Origin of the sequence: Nitratireductor kimnyeongensis (assembly GCF_019891395.1) — a bacterium.
Classification (GTDB): Bacteria; Pseudomonadota; Alphaproteobacteria; order Rhizobiales; family Rhizobiaceae; genus Nitratireductor; species Nitratireductor kimnyeongensis.
Genome location: NZ_CP078143.1, coordinates 1,693,873 through 1,707,997 on the forward strand (window position 1 = coordinate 1,693,873; position 14,125 = coordinate 1,707,997).

Annotated in this window: 12 protein-coding genes; 2 read left to right on the forward strand and 10 right to left on the reverse strand. The window is 59.2% G+C overall.

Annotation, left to right across the window (positions count from 1 at the left end):
- The first annotated feature begins 290 nt into the window (after nt 1-290).
- Complete coding sequence (locus KW403_RS08020; RefSeq protein WP_223022186.1) at nt 291-1,325, forward strand: aspartate-semialdehyde dehydrogenase; 1,035 nt, start codon at nt 291-293, stop codon at nt 1,323-1,325.
- A gap of 171 nt (nt 1,326-1,496) precedes the next feature.
- On the opposite strand, the gene rpsP is transcribed toward KW403_RS08020, so the two are convergent.
- From rpsP to KW403_RS08045, 5 genes are all read right to left on the reverse strand, one after another.
- A complete protein-coding gene (gene rpsP / locus KW403_RS08025) occupies nt 1,497-1,907 on the reverse strand; it encodes a 30S ribosomal protein S16 (RefSeq protein WP_223022187.1) in 411 nt (136 codons plus the stop codon).
- Between the two features lie 25 nt (nt 1,908-1,932).
- Entirely contained in the window at nt 1,933-2,436 is a 504-nt protein-coding gene (locus KW403_RS08030; protein ID WP_223022188.1) for a GNAT family N-acetyltransferase, read from the reverse strand.
- A gap of 2 nt (nt 2,437-2,438) precedes the next feature.
- Entirely contained in the window at nt 2,439-2,771 is a 333-nt protein-coding gene (locus tag KW403_RS08035) for a chorismate mutase (RefSeq protein ID WP_223022189.1), read from the reverse strand.
- Between the two features lie 9 nt (nt 2,772-2,780).
- Complete coding sequence (ffh, locus tag KW403_RS08040; RefSeq protein WP_223022190.1) at nt 2,781-4,355, reverse strand: signal recognition particle protein; 1,575 nt, start codon at nt 4,353-4,355, stop codon at nt 2,781-2,783.
- A 942-nt stretch (nt 4,356-5,297) separates the two neighbouring features.
- Nucleotides 5,298-5,921: a DUF1236 domain-containing protein gene (locus tag KW403_RS08045; protein WP_223022191.1), complete on the reverse strand. Its 624-nt coding sequence runs from the start codon at nt 5,919-5,921 to the stop codon at nt 5,298-5,300.
- A gap of 213 nt (nt 5,922-6,134) precedes the next feature.
- Here KW403_RS08045 and KW403_RS08050 point away from each other — a divergent pair, with 213 nt between their 5' ends.
- On the forward strand, nt 6,135-6,950 hold the full coding sequence (locus tag KW403_RS08050; RefSeq protein ID WP_223022192.1) for a lytic murein transglycosylase: 816 nt from the start codon (nt 6,135-6,137) through the stop codon (nt 6,948-6,950).
- A gap of 157 nt (nt 6,951-7,107) precedes the next feature.
- On the opposite strand, the gene KW403_RS08055 is transcribed toward KW403_RS08050, so the two are convergent.
- The 5 genes from KW403_RS08055 to KW403_RS08075 form a co-directional block, all read right to left on the reverse strand.
- Nucleotides 7,108-8,331, reverse strand: coding sequence for an argininosuccinate synthase (locus KW403_RS08055; protein WP_223022193.1), 1,224 nt, complete (start codon nt 8,329-8,331; stop codon nt 7,108-7,110).
- 168 nt (nt 8,332-8,499) lie between these two features.
- Entirely contained in the window at nt 8,500-10,041 is a 1,542-nt protein-coding gene (locus KW403_RS08060) for an indolepyruvate oxidoreductase subunit beta family protein (protein WP_223022194.1), read from the reverse strand.
- 10 nt (nt 10,042-10,051) lie between these two features.
- Nucleotides 10,052-12,205, reverse strand: a complete 2,154-nt coding sequence (locus KW403_RS08065; protein ID WP_223022195.1) for a thiamine pyrophosphate-dependent enzyme — start codon at nt 12,203-12,205, stop codon at nt 10,052-10,054.
- A gap of 51 nt (nt 12,206-12,256) precedes the next feature.
- The gene (locus KW403_RS08070) at nt 12,257-12,739 is read right to left on the reverse strand and encodes a MarR family winged helix-turn-helix transcriptional regulator (protein WP_223022196.1); all 483 of its coding nucleotides are present in this window, start codon (nt 12,737-12,739) and stop codon (nt 12,257-12,259) included.
- A 248-nt stretch (nt 12,740-12,987) separates the two neighbouring features.
- Nucleotides 12,988-13,776, reverse strand: a complete 789-nt coding sequence (locus KW403_RS08075) for a cyclase family protein (RefSeq protein ID WP_223022197.1) — start codon at nt 13,774-13,776, stop codon at nt 12,988-12,990.
- Nucleotides 13,777-14,125 lie beyond the last annotated feature (349 nt).

Sequence of the window (14,125 nt, forward strand, 5' to 3'; positions counted from 1 at the left end):
GCTATAACGTTGACTTGCGCCCGATTCAGCGTAAAACAACGCGCGGAAACGGAGACCCCTTTGCCATGCGCGCGCACCATGAAGCGCCATCAGCACAAAGTTTTTTGAACGCAGCCGGGAACGGCAGCGTGGGTTTCCGCTTTACCAAAACGACAGCCAAAACGACGACCAAAACGGTCTGACGCCTTGGCTGCTCGTTCTCTCCCCGGGCCCAGCCGGGGAGAAGGTGCCTGCCAGATGCAGGCCTTCAAATCAAAGCCAAGCGGAGAGAGACAGGAGTAACAAACCAGATGGGTTTCAAGATAGCTGTCGCCGGCGCCACGGGGAATGTCGGCCGCGAAATGCTCAATATCCTCGAAGAGCGCGGCTTCCCGGCAGACGAGATCGTCCCGCTTGCTTCCCGACGTTCCGTCGGCACTGAGGTTTCCTACGGCGACAAGACGCTGAAGGTCAAAGCGCTCGAATCTCACGACTTTTCCGACACTGACATCTGCCTGATGTCGGCAGGCGGTTCGGTCTCCAAGGAGTATTCGCCGAAGATCGGAAAGCAGGGCTGCGTCGTGATCGACAATTCGTCGGCCTGGCGTTACGATCAGGACGTGCCGCTGATCGTTCCAGAAGTAAACCCCGACGCGGTCGAGGGCTTCACCAAAAAGAACATCATCGCCAATCCGAACTGCTCCACCGCTCAGCTCGTGGTCGCGCTTAAGCCGCTGCATGACGCAGCGACGATCAAGCGCGTGGTGGTGTCCACCTACCAGTCGGTTTCCGGCGCGGGCAAGGAAGGCATGGACGAATTGTTCGAGCAGACGCGCGCCGTTTTCGTCGCCGACCCGATCTCGACCAACAAGTTCACCAAGCGCATCGCGTTCAATTGCATTCCTCATATCGACGTCTTCATGGAGGACGGCTTTACGAAGGAAGAATGGAAGATGCTGGCCGAGACCAAGAAAATGCTCGACCCGAAGATCAAGCTCACGGCCACCTGCGTGCGCGTGCCGGTGTTCATCGGCCACGCGGAAGCGGTGAACCTCGAATTCGAAAAGCCAATCACGGCTGACGAAGCGCGCGAGATCCTGCGCGAGGCTCCCGGTTGCCAGGTGATAGACAAGCACGAGGATGGCGGCTACGTCACGCCCTATGAGAGCGCCGGAGAGGACGCTACCTATATCAGCCGTCTGCGGGAAGACCCGACGGTCGACAATGGCTTGGCGCTTTGGGTTGTCTCCGACAATCTGCGCAAGGGCGCCGCTCTCAACACCGTGCAGATCGCCGAGCTTCTGGTCGCCAAGGGCCTGGTCCAGCCAAAGAAGGAAGCTGCCTGAGACAAGGCGGGTTCTTCGATTGAAGAATGAGAAAAGCGGGCCTTCGGGTCCGCTTTTTTCTTTTTGCGCCGTGTTTGTGTGTCGAGCCCCTCACCGATCACAACAACACACCCCAAAACAAAAAAGGCGGGCCTTTCGACCCGCCATTTTCAATAGACATGCCTGCGAAGCTTATTCGCTTGCAGCGGCCTCTTCAGCCGGTGCCTCGGCGGCAGCGGCTTCAGCCTCGGCTGCCGCGGCCTTTGCATCTTCCTCGGCCTGCTTGGCAGCGTCGATGCGCTCCTGCGCCTTCTTGCCCGGCTTCGCCTTGTTGGGGTTGCTGCGCTCGGTGCGCTTGGCAATGCCAGCCTGGTCGAGGAAGCGCAGAACGCGGTCGGTCGGCAGGGCACCGTTTTCGAGCCAATGCTTGATGCGCTCTTCGTTGAGAACAACGCGCTCACCATCCTTGGGGAGCATCGGGTTCCAGGAACCGACTTTCTCGATGAAGCGGCCGTCACGCGGGCTGCGCACATCGGCGATGACCACGTGGTAGTAAGGACGCTTCTTGGAGCCCGCACGGGCCAGACGAATTTTCAGTGCCATGGTTTCTTCCTTTCGATAATGGCTTTCAAGCCGGCAACACGTGCCGGAATCTCAGGCGCGGCTCTCCGCGCAGTTCAGTGGGAGACATGGGCTCGGCACCCAGCCTTTTTGCAACGGCCTGTGAGGCCACATTGTCCGGATGGACGAAACTCATAAGCGGCGGCAGTTTCAGGTCTTCGGCGGCCCATTGCTGGACACGGCGTGCCGCTTCCACCGCATATCCCTTGCCCTCGAACCCTTCATAGAGGCTCCACGCCAGCTCCGGCTCATCGATCGCCGGCGGATGCCAAAGCCCGACAAAACCGGCGACCGCATCGCCATCCTTTGGTTGAACGGCGAACGTGCCATAACCATTCAGCACCCATGACCCGACCATCGAGGAGAAGGCGCCCCATGCCTGAAACCCATCTTTGGGTCCACCGGTGTAGCGCGTACGCTCGGAATCCGCGCAAAAGGCTGCAAATGCGGGAAAATCTTCCCGTTTCCAACCGCGCAATATCAGGCGTTCGCTTTCAAGCACCGGCGTCATGTTCAGGCCTTTTCACCGGTCTTTGCACCTGTGCCATGCTCTTCGGCAATCGCCTCGTGATGGCGGATCACCTCGCGGATGATGAAATTGAGAAATTTCTCCGCAAAATCCGGATCGAGATTGGCGTCATCGGCAAGACGACGCAGGCGCGCGATTTGACGCTCCTCACGCGCTGGGTCTGCCGGCGGCAGGTCATGGACGGCCTTGAGATGCCCGACGGCCTTGGTACAGCGAAAGCGCTCCGCCAGCATGTGCACGAGGGCGGCATCGATATTGTCGATGGAAGCGCGCAGCTCGAGAAGCTTTGCCTTGGCCTGATCCGTTTTGTCGCTCATGGGGTTCCCTTATTTCTTCTTGGGCAGCCCGGGTAGGCCACCCGGAAGCCCCGGCAAGCCGCCGCCCGGCATACCGGGCAGACCCTTGGGAAGCCCGCCCTTTGGCAGACCGCCCGCTCCACCAAGGCCAGCGGATTCGGCCTGCTTCTGCAAGGCTTCGAGCTGCTTGGGGTCCATCTTCGACAGGTCGGGCATACCTCCCCCAAGACCGCCTGGCATACCGCCGAGACCCATCTTCTGCGCCATGCCGCCCATCAGGCCACGCATCATGCCGCCCTTGCGGCCCTTGCCTCCCATGGCCTTCATCATGTCGGCCATCTGGCGGTGCATTTTCAGGAGCTTGTTGATCTGCGCGGAATCCGTGCCGGAACCGGCGGCGATGCGCTTCTTGCGGCTGTGCTTGAGCAGCTCCGGATTGGAGCGCTCCTTCGGTGTCATCGACTGGATGATGGCGATCTGGCGCCCGAACATCTTGTCGTCGAGACCGGCGGCAGCCATCTGATCCTTCATCTTGCCCATACCGGGCATCATGCCCATGATGCCGCCCATGCCGCCCATGTTCTGCATCTGGCGCAACTGCTCGGCGAGGTCGTTCAGGTCGAACTTGCCGGCCTGCATCTTCTTGGCCATCGCCGCAGCCTTTTCCGCGTCGATGGTCTCGGAGGCCTTCTCGACCAGCGAAACGATATCGCCCATGCCCAGAATCCGGTCGGCGATGCGCTTGGGATAAAACTCCTCGAGCGCGTCCATCTTTTCGCCAACACCGATCAGCTTGATCGGCTTGCCCGTGACAGCGCGCATGGAGAGCGCCGCACCACCGCGCCCGTCACCATCCATGCGGGTCAGCACCAGCCCGGTTATGCCGACACGGTCGTTGAAATTGTTGGCAAGATTCACGGCGTCCTGACCCGTCAGAGAGTCTGCCACGAGAAGGATTTCGTGGGGATTCGACGCGCTTTTGATGTCGGCCATCTCGACCATCAGCGGCTCGTCGATATGCGTACGACCGGCCGTATCGAGGATCACCACGTCATGCCCGCCGAGGCGAGCCGCCTGCGTGGCGCGTTTGGCGATCTCGACCGGCGTCTGGCCGGCAATGATCGGCAGGGTTGCGACGCCTGTCTGCTCGCCGATCTGCTTGAGCTGTTCCTGGGCAGCGGGACGGCGCGTATCGAGCGACGCCATCAGCACTTTCTTGCCCTGCTTCTCGGTCAGACGCTTGGCGATCTTGCCGGTCGTCGTCGTCTTGCCGGAGCCTTGCAGACCGACCATCATGATGACAACAGGTGCGGGCGCGTTGAGGTCGATCGTCTCGCCCTCGGTGCCGAGCATCTCGACCAGTTCGTCATGAACGATCTTGACGACCATCTGGCCGGGCTTGATCGACTTCAGGACTTCAGCACCAACGGCCTTTTCGCGTACACGATCCGTGAAGGAACGCACCACATCGAGCGCCACATCAGCTTCGATCAGCGCACGGCGCACTTCGCGCAGGGCCGCAGAGACATCCGCCTCCGACAGCGCACCGCGGCCCGTCAGGCCATTCAGGATGGAACCAAGGCGTTCCTGAAGCGATTCAAACATCCGCGTTCCTCATATCTCGCATCGACTTGTTCTTTGCGAGAGGTAATGCATCCGCGCCTGGGCTTCAAACATCGCGCAAAGCCGAAAAGCACCCGGGGGCGCATCGCGCTGCCGGGTGTTGACCTCCAGGATCGTTGCCTTTCGTGGAAAGGTGCCCTGGTCGGCTGCTCGGAGTTGTCACTCGTCGCGGAATTCCGCGCTTGTAGACAGGAAATCGCCTCCGGAGTCAAGAAAAAGCGTTGTTTGGCTCGCGTCGTGCCCGATAGCGCAAAACTTTCAATCTTTGGCGTTCAATGGGCGGCGCCTCTCCAGTTCCGCCTTTCTTTGCTCTTCACCACACATCTCCAGGAGGTGAGTGGGAAGGTCCTCGCAGAAGCCAGGATAGTATCGTGCAGCCAGCCAGACAATGAACCAACTGGATGCAACCTGGGTTTCGATCGACACGGTAGCCGGCAGGAAATGCTGCTGACCAGGAACAGGAGCGCTATTCGCGGAGACAGGCTCAGCCGCCACCTGTGCTTCTCCGTATCCGGACGCCGGTAGAGATCTCAGGCTGGAGACAGGGAAATGCCGAGCATCAGCCGGGCGCGACAATGAAGAAACGGCAACGAAGGCCGCAATTGCCAAAGGGAATGCGCCCGCTCGGCAAACCCTGTCTCCAACAATCATGGCATTACCCCTTCTCAAAAATCATGCGCGGGACGAGGGACTTCCACCCACAATCCTTGCTGAAAAACACTATCCTTGGGGAAGACCAAGGAGCGACGTCCGTTTGTGAAAACCATCACAAATTAGCTGGCTAATAATATAGGTTAACTTGCCGCGTATACGGTCGTGCGTCAAGCCTTTTCAAAATGGCCAACCAAAAAGCGCTGCGGTGACCATGGCACCGCAGCGCGTTATCACTTAGCCGATTAATAATTTGCTTCCGGGATCCTCTGTTTACCGCACAACATAGACAATGCGGCGCGTCTCCGGCTCGATCAGGACCGGCTGCTGGTTCACATAGACATACCGGTATTCGTAGTCGGGGATCTCACGCAACTCCACAGTTTCGGGGACAACAGCTCCAACCACTGCCTCGCCCTCCAGATACACAGGCTCAACCCGGTTGCTCTGGATATAAGTTGTAACTTCCGCCGGTGGCGGAGCGATGGGTTCCACCGTGCCGATAGCCGTTTTGCGGCCAATCAACTCTCCGTGGAAAGGTTCAACTTCAATAGTCGAGGTCGCTTCAAAGGAAACCGGGGGCAATGCTTCAGCTGGACGTTCTGTCACCACCACATAGTCCCCGCCGCCCTCAAAAGGCGCTGACAGATAATCCGAATAAGCCCAGCCATTCACGCCGGCATGGTTGACCGCGCACCACTTGCTGCCTTCCCGGCAACCTTCGATCTCGGCTTCCTCATTCACGCCGATAACGCCGACAATGGGATATTGCGGGCCCGGTCCTGAGCGGATGTTGAGGTCGGCAGCTGCTCTGGCAAGGACCTCTGCACCAGCAAGACCTGTCAGGGCCAAAAGCGCCACACCAGCGGCTGCACCTTTGAAAAGCATCGTATGCATGACCAAACTCCAGTCGGTTTCAACCGGGGCTCAAAACGGACCGAGCCTCGTTCAGTTCCGCTCGGGCTGGCCACGGATCAGGCGATTCTTGTCGCGAAAGGGTTCGGTAATGACCGCTATGCTAGGAAACTCAACGCTTGCGACCGTCGACCTGTTGTGTAATCGCTGGCAGCATCACATTATATAGCCATCATTTATCTTAAGGAGAGCAACATGGCTTTCGGGGGAAGAGCGGTGGTCCTGGCCGCTGCGGTTAGCGCCTCACTTCTCATGGCGGGGCATGCCTCCGCCGCACAGTGTGGCAACAACGCTGGGGGTTTCGAGGCCTGGAAGGCACAGTTCAGCCAGGAAGCAGCGTCACGCGGTATTGGCCAGCGGGGCCTCAATGCCCTGGCGCAGACCCGTTATGCCAGCAAGACCATCGCTGCGGATCGCGGACAAAAAAGCTTCAAACTGACGTTGAAATCATTCATGCAGAAGCGGGGTTCAAACGCGATCATCTCGCGCGGCAAGGGGATGAAGAAGAAGTATGCTCGTCTCTTCGCCAATATCGAAAAGCGCTATGGCGTGCCCGCCGGCCCGTTGATCGCGATATGGGGTATGGAAACCGGCTTCGGCGGCTTTCTCGGAAATCAGAACATCGTTTCCGCTGTTGCCACGCTCGCCTATGACTGCCGTCGCTCGGAGTTCTTCACCGGCCATCTTTACGGTGCTTTGACCATGGTGGACCGGGGCATGCTGAACCCAAGCGCCAAAGGCGCCGCGCACGGTGAAATCGGCCAGACCCAGTTCCTTCCCGGCAATGCCTTGAAATTTGGTGTCGATGGCGATGGAAACGGCCGTGTGGACATGATCCGTTCCAGCGCTGACGCCCTCGCTTCCACCGCGAACTTCCTGCGGGCTCATGGCTGGCAGCGCGGCGCTGGCTATCAGCCGGGTCAGCCGAATTTCCGTGCCATCCAGGGCTGGAACGCCGCAAGCGTTTATCAGCAGGCCATTGCCATAATGGCCAAGGAAATCGATGGGTGAAGACCGTCCAGCAACGCGGGCAGAAAGCCAACTGTTTGGCTTTTTGAGCGGCGAACGCCCGGAGCCATAGCGAAGGGCCGGCAGACGCAAGATCCTGCCCACAAAAAAAGCCGGCATCACAGCCGGCTTTTTCATTATCGAAATGCTGATGAACTGATCACCGGCCCCGCTTCCTCGCTGCCAAAGTACGCAGACGCAAAGCATTCAGCTTGATGAAGCCGGCTGCGTCCTTCTGGTCGTAAGCACCCTGATCGTCCTCAAAGGTAACCAGCGCATCGGAGTAAAGCGACTTGTCGGACTTGCGGCCGGTCACAATCACATTGCCCTTGTAGAGTTTCAGGCGCACTTCACCTTCCACGTCTTCCTGGCTCTTGTCGATCGCCGCCTGCAGCATTTCACGTTCGGGCGAGAACCAGAAGCCATTATAGATCAGCTCCGCATAACGCGGCATCAGCTCATCCTTCAGATGCGCTGCACCACGGTCGAGCGTGACAGACTCCATCGCGCGGTGCGCAGCCAGCAGAATGGTGCCACCGGGCGTCTCATAGACACCGCGAGACTTCATGCCCACAAAGCGGTTTTCAACGAGGTCCAGGCGGCCGATGCCGTTGTCACGACCAAGGTCGTTCAGCGCCTTGAGCAGGGTTGCCGGCGAGAGCGCTTCGCCATTGATGGCAACAGCGTCGCCCGCCTTGAACGAAATAGTGATTTCCGTCGGCTCATCGGGCGCATCCATTGGCGAAACGCTGCGCTGGTGAACATATTCCGGCGGCTCGATCCACGGATCTTCAAGCACCTTTCCTTCCGAGGAGGAATGCAGAAGATTTGCATCGACGGAGAACGGCGCCTCACCCTGCTTGTCCTTCGGCACCGGAATCTGATGCGCCTCGGCAAAATTGATGAGATCGGTGCGGGATTTGAACTCCCAGTCGCGCCAGGGCGCGATCACTTTGATGTCGGGATTGAGCGCATAGGCGGAAAGCTCGAAGCGCACCTGGTCGTTGCCCTTGCCGGTGGCACCATGGGCAATGGCGTCCGCGCCGGTTTCGGCAGCGATTTCAACCAGACGCTTGGAGATGAGCGGACGGGCAATCGACGTGCCCAGCAGATAGACGCCCTCATAGGCTGCGTTGGCACGGAACATCGGGAAGACGAAATCGCGCACGAACTCTTCGCGCACATCCTCGATGTAGATTTCCTTGATGCCGAGCATCTCGGCTTTCTTGCGCGCCGGCTCCAGCTCATCGCCCTGGCCGAGATCGGCGGTGAAGGTCACCACTTCAGCACCCAGCTCCGTCTGCAGCCATTTCAGGATGATCGAAGTGTCGAGACCGCCCGAATAGGCAAGCACGACCTTTTTCACGTCTTTCAGTTTCGTCATGGTCTTTCCCGGTATGAGAGGTTCGGCATGGCCGGCCGGCTCCGCACGCCGGAGCCTTGGAAGTTGACGCGACTAATATCAGGAATGGCAGCGCGGGCAAGGCCAGTCGCGGCAATTGAAAGAGGCCAGACGATCTTCGCCATGCCGCGGGCTCAACGCAAAAGGTGGTCAGGCAGCTTCCAATGTCTCTACTGTCTTCAGCGCCCCATCAAGCATCTCGCCCTTCTCATCCTTGAGCGCGGCTTCGCGCAGCCGTCGCAACCAGTCGGCCGCATCGTCGCGCCCCTCCAGCAAAGGCAAGCCCGACAGCACGCGGTCAAACTTTGAGTGCGCGCGCACATGGGTGTCGCTGTAACCTTTGATGAGCCGGCGGCAATTGAGAATCTCGACTCCCAGCGCATAGTCGCGTTTCGTCGTGTTGAGTGCGAGCCCGTACCAGCGTTCAAGATGGGCCTTTTCCACTTGATGGCGCAGCAGCGACCGGCGCCATGGCCGCAGGGTTCCGATCAACCAGAGCGCGCCGAAACCGAACAGGCTGTCGGTGCGAATGCGGCGCCCGCGATTGATACGCCGGTCCACCCAGCGCGCAAGCCCCGGCCTGTTCTCGATAAATCGCCCAAGCCCCGCCGGCAGCGTTCCGCAGAACTCCTCCACACGCGGGTGAAAGAACTCGGTCACCTGCAGCACGTTGGCCTTTCCGACCTTCATTTCCTTGCGGATGCGTTCGGCACGCGTGGTTCGTGTTTTCAGGTCCGCAACGCGCAGAATGTCGTCATAACACATGGCGTTTGCCACATGCTTTGCCGCGGCCTCCCCCAGCGCATAACTCTTCTCCGCACTGTCCAGCGCCAGTGCTTCATCCAACCGGTCGAGATATTCCTTGCCATAGGCAAGGTCCTGGTAATCGACAACCTTTCGCAACCCGGCAAGTGCCATGGCTCTCATCGGCGCGGGATAGGCCTCCGCGCGCGCAGCCAGCGCGTTCCAACGTGCCACCAGCCTCTGAGGTCCATCCACGGCGATTTGCTTTAAAGCCGGTATGGCGTCCGGGCGAGCTTCTTCCACACGCTCACCGGACACAGTGAGATCGAACGCCTTGCCGAATGCAGCCAGGCTCGCTTTCACGCCGCGCCCTGAGGCCTCGATCGTTTTCTCATAGCTCTCGCGCGGAAACGGCAATGCGCCGGAGCCGGCCAGCGCACCAAACAGACTCGATGAAATGACAGAGCCGGCTTCCACGGCCACCTTTTCCATATCGAAACAGACATAGCGGCTCGCCGCTTCGCGCGCATTCCTGTGAACGGTGGGCGAATCCGCGCGTCCGTCACCGGGCTCGATCTTTTCCGAGACGGCGGCAATGCGGTGCGCCGAGGCAATCAGCGTTGTGCGGTCGGGCGTCACAAAGCCCCGCATCACAGCGCGTCCCGCCTCCATGAGCTCGGCGGCAATCAGAATGTCGATATCGCCTTGCGCCGGTGCGAGCGAGAAAACCGGCCGGCGCCCCGTGTCAGGGCACATCTCGACGTAGTAGATCGTAGCACCCGTACGCTGCGCCACGCCCGCAACGGAGGTCGCCTGAGCAAGATAGCCATTGCGCTCGGCCACATCGGTGATCCAATTGGTGAGAACACCGCCGCCCTGCCCGCCAACGGCAAGAATGGCGAGCTTGATAATCTTCTGATCTTGTTTTGCTTTCATACGCTTGGCCATGCTCTTTCCCTCAAGCGTCGGCAAATGTCAGGCGCCGCTTTTCGCGGCGGGTTTGCAGAAAGCCGGTCACCTTGCCACGCACCCTGTTTGAAAAACGATCCCACCAGCCCGGATTGTGAACCACATCCGCCCGATAGAAGGAGGGGCACAACACTGCCGCGTCGGCCACCTCGCCACAATTGCCACAACCCACACAGGTATGATCGATCGACGCAACCGGATCGTCACGCAGCGGATCATCGAGCTTCTTGACAGAAAGCGATGGACAGCCAGACAGGCGCATGCAGGCGTGATCGCCGGTACAGACATCCTCATCGACACCGAAACGCGGTTTCACCACCCGCTTACCGCCTGAAATAGCCTTGGCGGTCATTGGCTTTTCCCGGCGTTGACGGTTGAGCATGCATTCGGAAGACGCCACGATGACCTTTGGGCCCTTCTCTTCCGTGGTCAGCGCCTCCCGCAGAGCAGCGCGCACCTTCGTCACGTCATAGGTGCGGTCGATATGCCGGATCCATTTCACGCCCATCCCCTTCACCGCATCCGTGATCGGATGTTTCGTGGATTTCGTGGGGTTGTTGGCACGAGAAGAGAGAATATCCTGCCCGCCAGTCGCCGCGGAGTAGAAATTGTCGACGACAACGATGACACCGTCATTTTCGTTGAACACTGCATTGCCGATGGATGACGTCAGGCCGTTGTGCCAGAAGCCACCGTCTCCGACAAACGAGATCGAACGCCGCTTTGCATCCGGAGAATTGAAAGCTGAGGCTGAAGCCGGCCCGAGGCCATAACCCATGGTCGTCGCGCCCAGCTCGAAAGGCGGCATGATCGAGAACAGGTGACAACCGATATCCGACGAGATGTGATGCGGCCCCATTTCCTGCTCGATCAACTTGGTAGCCGCGAAAATCGGCCGCTCGGGACAACCGGTGCAGAAGCCCGGCGGGCGCCCGGGGACCACCTTGGCCAGATCCGCTGCCAGCGTGTTCTCACCCGGTGCATTGGGGGCCAGAACCTGCGCCGCCAATAGCTCCGGTGCATTGGCGCGCAGATAGGCGCTGATGCCGTCCAGCATGACCTGACCGGTATATTCGCCCGCCATGGGCAGAATATCCTTGCCCAGAATGCGCGTATCAACACCCTTCTTGTGCATCATCGAGGCGATTGCCTGCTCGAGATAGTTGGGCTGCCCTTCCTCCACGATCAGGACGGAGTCCTTATCCTCGCAGAATTCGATCACCTCATTGTCAATCAGCGGATAGACCGCGTTGAGCACATAGAGAGGGACATCGGTCTCGCCATAGAGATCGGCAAGGCCGATGCGCTGTAGCGCCCGGATGACGCTGTTGTACATGCCACCCTGCAGGATGATGCCGGCCTTGCCGCGGTCGGGCCCGAAAAATTCGTTGATCCTGCGGGAGCGAATGAAATCAACCGCAGCAGGCATACGCTTCTCCACCTTTTCCTTTTCGTGGAGGAAGGAGGCAGGCGGCAGCACGATGCGGTTAGTGTCTCGGCGCGGATTTTCGAGCGCGTCCGCGACCGTCATTTCCGGGCGCTTGTTGTCCTTCGTCTCAAAACTTCCGGTCACGTGACAACTTCTTATGCGCACCATCAGCATGACCGGGGTGTTTGACACCTCAGACAACTCGAAGCCGTCCTCCACAGCCTTTACGATGGAAGGCAGATTGGGTCGTGGGTCGAGCAGCCAGACCTGGCTCTTCATCGCAAAGGGGTGGCTGCGCTCCTGCATGATGGAGGAACCTTCGCCATAATCCTCGCCAACGATGATGAGGGCGCCACCCGTCACACCGCCTGAAGCAAGATTGGCAAGGGCGTCGGACGCCACATTCAGACCAACGGCCGATTTGAACGTACAGGCGCCACGAATGGGATAATGCACCGATGCCGCCAGCATGGCGGTTGCCGTCGCCTCTGACGCACTGGCCTCGAAATGGACGCCGAGTTCTCCCAGAATGTCCTGTGCATCAGCCAGAACGTCCATCAAATGGCTGATCGGCGCGCCCTGATAGCCGCCCACATAGCCCACACCGCACTGCAGAAGCGCCTTGGTGATGGCGAGGATTCCTTCGCCGTGAAAGGTCTCACCGGCCCCGAGCCTGAGCTTCTGGACCTCCTTCACAAACGAACGTTCAGCCATGTTGCAGTCTCCCGTCGCTGGCGCCGCAGTTTTCCCCTGCGCGCGGGCTTTCTAGAAATTATGCTTTCGAATGTTGCCGAGGATCTTCTGAAGGGTACCGACAAACGCCGCGTATTCCGCCTCGTCGATGTTCTTGAACATGTCGGCGAAGGCCTGGTGCATGGAGGGCCATGCCCGGTTGAACTCTTCCCGCCCCTTGTCGGTAAGAAAGATGTTTCGGGTACGGCTGTCATCCTGGCAGGCCTCACGCCGGACAAGGCCCTGCATCTCGAGCGCATCGAGTGTACGGCTCATGGTCGATTGTTCGATCACGGTGTAAACGGACAGTTCGTTGATCGACATGCCGTCACCCACGGAGAGAACGGCAAGCGCGCGGGCCTGAGGCACGGTGAGCCCCTGGTCGCGCAGATCGTTTCGCAGGGTCGAGTTGTAGCGCCCCATGATGCGGTTCATCAGATAGGGAGCGAACTGCTGCAAACCCAGATGGCCCAGGGTTTCAAGCCGTTCGCTCTTGTTGTCCACTCGTTCATCCATCAACACTTCTCCGCCAACCGCTCGCTTGATTTTCTGCCCGAAAGACTTCCCCAACGAAGGTCATTGCCAAAACAGGATAGAGGTATCTCAAAGCAGTATCTGTTGCGGCACACATAGGGCATGGCCACATCACCGCGCTCCGGGACCAACACGCGCTGGCGCCTACCGCCCCCAGGGGCGGAAGCAACCAACGCGTTGATGCTGCTGGCGACAACGATGGTGCCCGGATCAGGCATCGAGTGGCCGGATTAGTTCCGGGACACGAGCGCCAGAACACGGCAAGGACTGCCGGTGCCGTGTTCGATCTTGAGCGGTGCCGCGATGAGGATCGCCCCCTTGGGTGGAAGCTTGTCGAGATTGGCAAGGCTTGCAAGGCCATAGCGATTGGCCTTGTGCAGGAAATTATGCGCGGGGAATGGCGGCTCCATTCCTGCGGCCTGACCAGCATCCGTGCCGATGGTTTCACTGCCCCAACCGATAATCCCCTTGTCGAGCAGATAGGTGATCGCTTCCGGTGTCGGTCCTGGCGAATGGGGACCATTTTCATCCGCGTTCAGAAAGCTTTCCTCGGATCCGTTACGCTTGTACCAGTCGCTGCGCAGAACAACCCACTCGCCTTTCTGGATCTCGCCGTGCTCGGATTCCCAAGCCTTGATATGATCCGCGGTGAGCAGAAAGTCGGGGTTCTCCGCCGTTTCTCGAGAACAATCGATCACATTGACCGGAGCAACGAAATTCTTCGGGTCGATGGTGTCAGTCGACGCGTCGGGATGATCGCGGCCGGTTATCCAGTGGATCGGCGCATCAAAATGGGTTCCGGAATGTTCACCGAGCTTAAGCCAGTTCCAGGCCCACCAGGGGCCGTTATCGTCATAAGCGGAGATCTTGTGGATCTCGATTTTTGGCGTATCGACGGCAAGTTCCGGCGGGAGTTTCAACAAAGGCGTGTTGGGACCCAACACCGCCGATAGATCGACGACCTCGACTTTGCCCGACAGCAACTGGTCCGCAAACTCGCTCATAATTGACTGGCTCATAGGTCTCCTCCAGAAAAGCGTTTGAGACCGCTTCAGAAAGTCACATGCGGCCCAGAACCGTCTACCCGAAAAAGAATGCATTTGCAAATATCTTGACAAGCGTTGGGCCTACCACCTCGTACGAAAGCCGGAGAAGCTTTCCATTGATGCCTTTTTGGAAAGGCTTCGGAAGCCCGTTTCTCGACAGAGATTCGCGCGATGGAACGCACAAAAGAAAGTTTCAAATGCATATGAAGTGAATGGCATCGTGGCGCGTCGGTTTCTGTAGCCAATTCAATCCGAGGGCTCGCGACGCAAGTTTCAATCCCATCAGAAGGCTGGAACAGACCGATCGCCTATCATCGTGCTG